The following is a 5,130-nucleotide window of genomic DNA, read 5'->3' as shown; positions in this document are numbered from 1 at the left end:
CTGCTATTTCAATTGCACAATTGCCACTTCAAATGGTGTAAGCGCAATTGAACCAGCTGTTACCTGGAATTGCCCCGGTTCATTTTCACCTGTGTGAGTATCCACAAATTGAGCAGTTGCGTCTTTTGTTTCGGGCGGTAAATTAATTTTCGCTTCTTCGTTTCGCGGATTAATCAATAGTAGTCGTTTTCCGTTTGCTGTTATAAAAGCCTGGCAAGTAACATAACTGTTACGAATAGACGTATTAACCAGTCTATCACCGGGGCCAAAATTGCTTGTTAGCAATTTCAATATCCAATAGAGGGCATTCGTCTTTCCATTTGTCCAATCCATCATGCTTACGGCAGGAAACTGGCTTGGATAGCCAACTAATTGAGATTCGCCGGCAACGTCAATTCCCATTTTATTCAACCCGAGAAAAACATAAGCATACATGGCACCTGATAAATTCCAGTAGTCAGCGGGTATATCATTACCGGTACCGGAACCGATAATAGTTCCTATTTCGTTAATGGTGGTAATGGTTTTAGGTGAAAGCCTCTTCCGGATATTTTCAATATATCGCACTTTATCAAGGAATGCATTTGCTTTTTCAAAGAAAGTGTATTGATAGGCATCTATCTTCTGATCATGAAAAGAAGGCGTACCATAGAAGTGATAGGATATACCATCTAACGGAACACCTGGCTTATGATTTTTCTTGTTTAAAAAATATTCGAACAACTCAGGATTGTTGTTGAACGCAACAGATATACCAATAAATTTTGTTTTGGGCGAGATTTTCTTTAGCCGCGTAACAATTGCGTCATACATTTTCGTATATAGCTGCGGGGAAATATTATGTTCGAGGTCCGGCTCATTGAGAACTTCCCAATAGGGTATATTATAATGATGATTTGATTTATGAAATACGCCCAATTCATCGGTGAAGCCACCTTTGGTGTACCAACTGAATAACCTTGCATAGTAGCCTGCAACTTCCTGCATCGTTGTATCTCTAAGGGCAACGCCCTGGCTATAGTCCCAGCAAACGACGTAAGGGTCATCAGGATATTTTACGTCTGCGCCTGTCTTCCACATCCACTCCGGCGTAGTGCTGAAGTTGATAACTACAGAATGTCCTTCAGTAGCCTCCATAAAATCATGCATCGTGCTATCAAGGAAAGTAAAGTCCCAAAAAGTTTTTTCTTTTGTCGGTGGTTTCAATTCAGCTACTGCCATTTTTGGATAAGGAAACCACGGGACATAACGCACATAATCCGCGCCTAATTCCTTTAAAGCACGGAAAGTTGCATCATGAATAGGAGAATTTTTGCGAAGCATCGGGTTCTCTACCACCTGCAGCGTTGGAGTAGTTCTGGAAATAGATTGTGTTTTGTTCCAATCAATAGTGACAGAATTGTCCTGTGCATAGAGTGTGGTGTTCAGAAAAAAAATTATCACACCAGAAGTGAAAGTTTGCAACACGATTGCGATTATTTTTTTGATCATCTGGTTATATTTCATTGATTAATTTATGTTATTTATAATCTCATCCTTTCTCTTACACAGTCCGTATTTCCAGCTAAGGTCACAGGAACGATCAGGTTATTTTTTCCTTTTCATAGAGATTTTTGCCATCTTGTTATATTCCAATGCAAGATTGATTCACTACGCTAATTTCCTTTCCCGTTCAAAGCGAGTCAAAGCAACTATTTAGCGTACTCTATCTGCTAATTTTTCATTAAGTGGCGTATCAATTTATATTTTAATGTCGTGAATATTATTTCGAAATTAAGAATTAACTTACTGTAATCGGGTGGAGTAGGTAAATTCCTTTATTTGCTCTAACCGTTAGTTAGTTTTGGTACGGCCGCGGTTTCTACCGTGGCCTTTTTATTTGAAGGCTCTTCGAATCGATGCTGCGTGCGGATGGTTCAGTAGCCGGGCAACCGCCCAGTAACCCGAAGGGAATCAGTTTTCTCATAGTACATTTTTTAAAAAATGGGCTATGAAAAAGGCCGCGACCTGTAACCATTTTAACAGTTTATGATATGATGGAACCCGGGAGCACAAAAGGGGAGCCTTTGTAAATGGTTTTGCAGCTAAGCAAACACAAACAACCCGAAGGGAGTGAGGAAATGAAAATAAGTAAACCTTTATTGACAGTGGAGAATAGTAACTATAAAATGCGTTCTTTACCAAATAGCATATCTAATAAGACGTTGGATGGTTTAATACTGTTGACGGTGATTCCCGGCTACAAAGCCAATGCTAAGAACACCAACAACCGTACGTCTTTCGATATTCATGCTGTTTCTAATTCTTAAAAAGAAGGCAAACGATGGAAAAAAATTACCAGCATAATAAATAATTGGCTAAAGCCATTGCCGTAAATTGTATTTTCATAGCCCATGGTTTACACCGTTGGTGATTAATTTTGAAAGCGTAAACAATTAACCGCATTCTCCCTGCTTGTGATTAATATTAAAAAAATGATGAAAAAGACGATCCTAATACTAACATTGATAACAGCGATTGGCAGTCATATGACGGCACAAACTGTCTCACGAAATATCAGAACGAATGAGTACCGGCAACTCCAGCAAAACCTAGGCAAAGGTTGGAATACCTGGTATAACAACAGCGTTATGTCGCATGTGCTTTTGCCAGAAGGTTTTTCCATCAATTTATGTATTGCGAATCCTGGCAACGGTACTTATTTAAAAGAGGTATTTAAAGCTTCCAAATTTTACAAAAGGCCAGAACAAGTTACCCTCGGACTGCGTGCGGATGATGGCGCTTACACGAGCCTTGAACTCACTTACCAGGATGACATATTTGATGTGCAAAGCGCTACTGATGGGATCGATGATGTCATACTTGTTACTCCAAAAGAGCCGTCAAAAAAAGAACTGGCTATTGAAGCAGGATTACTTTGGGGCCGGGCTGGCGTTATCGGCAAGAAGGAAAATACAATTACGGCACAATTTCCCAACCGTAACATTTCAGTAGGAACAACGGGTGAGTCGGTTAAAGATGCGTACATCAATAGCACCGCCCCCGTTATTATTGTTTCACTCGCCAATGAAGTAGCTATTTACACCGGGAAAACCAGAACGTTAAATGAAATTAAAAATATTATAGCTAAGAAAAGAGTTGAGCAGGAAGCAAGAGTAAGTCGTTACGGTGATTTATCAGAACCTTTTAAAGCGATGCAAACCATTCTTGCCTGGAACACCATTTACGACGCACCCAATCATCGTGTAATCTCCCCCGTTAGCAGGAACTGGAGCCATGGGTGGGGAGGATTTGTTTTGTTTGACTGGGATACTTATTTCGCCAGTTACATGCTGTCTCTTTTTGATAAGAATCTCGCCTACGCCAATGCTATTGAAATTACAAAAGCAATTACACCGGCGGGTTTTATTCCTAATTTCCAGGCGCCGTTCGGTTATTCATCCTGGGATCGGTCTCAGCCACCAATCGGAAGCACGGTCATTCTTGCCATATATAACCGCTACCGGGAGAAATGGTTTTTGCAGGAAGTGTACAACGAACTGCTTGCCTGGAATCGTTGGTGGCCCGGGCACCGCGACGTAAATGGTTACCTGGCGTGGGGTTCAGACGATGTGCCCAAAAACGAATATCATCCTGATAACAGTATCAATACCATGCAGGGAGCCAAATACGAATCGGGGCTTGATAATTCTCCTATGTATGATGATGTTCCATTTAATAAAAAGACAGGCACGATGGAATATGCAGACGTTGGGCTGATGAGCGAGTATGTAATGGACTGTAATTCCCTCGCTGCAATCGCTGATATCCTGGACAAAAAAGAAGATGCAAAAGAAATTAAGGAACGATCAATGAAGTATGGCGAAAAGCTGCAAACACTTTGGGATGACAGCACTGGAATATTCCTGAATAAACGCCTGGATAATGGTGCAAAATCATACCGCTTGTCGCCGACTAATTTTTATCCCATGATGGCAAAAGTGTGTACACAAAAACAGGCAGAGACGATGATGAAAAAACATTACTTCAATCCTGCTGAATTTTATGGCGAGTTTGTAATGCCTTCTATTGCACGCAAGGATTCTGCATTTAAAGACAACGATTATTGGAGGGGACGCATCTGGGCGCCTATGAATTTTTTAGTGTACCTCGGCATGCAGCATTATGATGTACCGTTAGCAAGGAAGGACCTCATCGACAAATCAAAGGCACTGCTTATGAAATCCTGGCAAGAAGATGGCTCCATTTACGAAAATTACAATGGAACAACCGGGCAGGGCGATGATGTTAACAGTGCAGACGGATTCTACCATTGGGGCGCTCTGCTCGCATTTATGTCTTTCATAGAAAAGGGTTACTTAGAGCCAGTACATAAATAAAAACCGTCGTTCAGAAGATTGCGGTATAACTAACGGTAACGGCTATTCTAACAAGTATCGTTAATGCAGATCGTGTCATGTAACATTTATTATGTCATTATTAATGGTCCCGCAAAGCCACCAGGAATAATACTTTGTGGTCTTAGTGTCTTTGTGGGATAACCGTCAATTTAAAGTTGAAACAACCCCGGTCAATTTTAACTATCACGTAGATCCATAACAGGCTGCCCCTCACAGAAAATATTACTCATTCCTTTATTTTGAATTAATAAACAAATTTTTTTTACATCCCGCTCCACTTACTTTTGCGCCATAAACAAATAAACCTATGGAGCTGAAATATTCTCAATATATAGCTGCTGAACTCAATATAACTTTAAAGCAGGTCAGCAATATTTACGACTTACATGCAGCAGGATCCACCATCCCATTTATAGCCCGATACCGCAAAGAAGCCACTGGCAATCTTGACGAAGTGGTGATAGGAAACATAATTACCAGGATCAATTATTTTAATGAACTGGAAAAAAGAAAGGAAACGATCCTGAAAACAATTGATGAAGCCGGCAAACTTACACCCGAACTGAGCAAGCGAATTGAAGACTGTGTGTCAGCCACTGAACTGGAAGATATTTATTTGCCATATAAACCCAAACGTAAAACAAGGGCTACGCAGGCTGTCGAAAAAGGATTGGAACCGCTCGCCACCTTACTATTCAGTCAGCAAAATTTGGATACCGAAGCCGAGGCG

Annotated in this window: 4 protein-coding genes; 3 read left to right on the top strand and 1 reads right to left on the bottom strand. The window is 40.8% G+C overall.

Annotated features, from left to right (window positions below):
- Positions 1-3 precede the first annotated feature (3 nt).
- Positions 4-1,491, bottom strand: coding sequence for a glycosyl hydrolase family 39 (locus tag ACO1O5_RS00450; protein ID WP_486267360.1), 1,488 nt, complete (start codon positions 1,489-1,491; stop codon positions 4-6).
- 581 nt (positions 1,492-2,072) lie between these two features.
- Here ACO1O5_RS00450 and ACO1O5_RS00445 point away from each other — a divergent pair.
- The 3 genes from ACO1O5_RS00445 to ACO1O5_RS00435 all read left to right on the top strand — a co-directional run.
- Positions 2,073-2,309 carry a hypothetical protein gene (locus tag ACO1O5_RS00445; RefSeq protein ID WP_486267358.1) on the top strand — a complete coding sequence of 79 codons (237 nt, stop codon included), beginning with the start codon at positions 2,073-2,075 and terminating at the stop codon, positions 2,307-2,309.
- Positions 2,310-2,477: 168 nt separating this feature from the next.
- Positions 2,478-4,379 carry an MGH1-like glycoside hydrolase domain-containing protein gene (locus tag ACO1O5_RS00440; protein WP_486267356.1) on the top strand — a complete coding sequence of 634 codons (1,902 nt, stop codon included), beginning with the start codon at positions 2,478-2,480 and terminating at the stop codon, positions 4,377-4,379.
- Between the two features lie 328 nt (positions 4,380-4,707).
- Positions 4,708-5,130 (top strand): Tex-like N-terminal domain-containing protein (locus ACO1O5_RS00435; protein ID WP_486267354.1); only part of this gene is annotated, 423 nt, incomplete at its 3' end.

This window comes from Ginsengibacter sp. (assembly GCF_057362405.1).
Note: the sequence above shows the minus strand (reverse complement) of the source record. Positions and strands in the feature narration are given on the sequence as shown.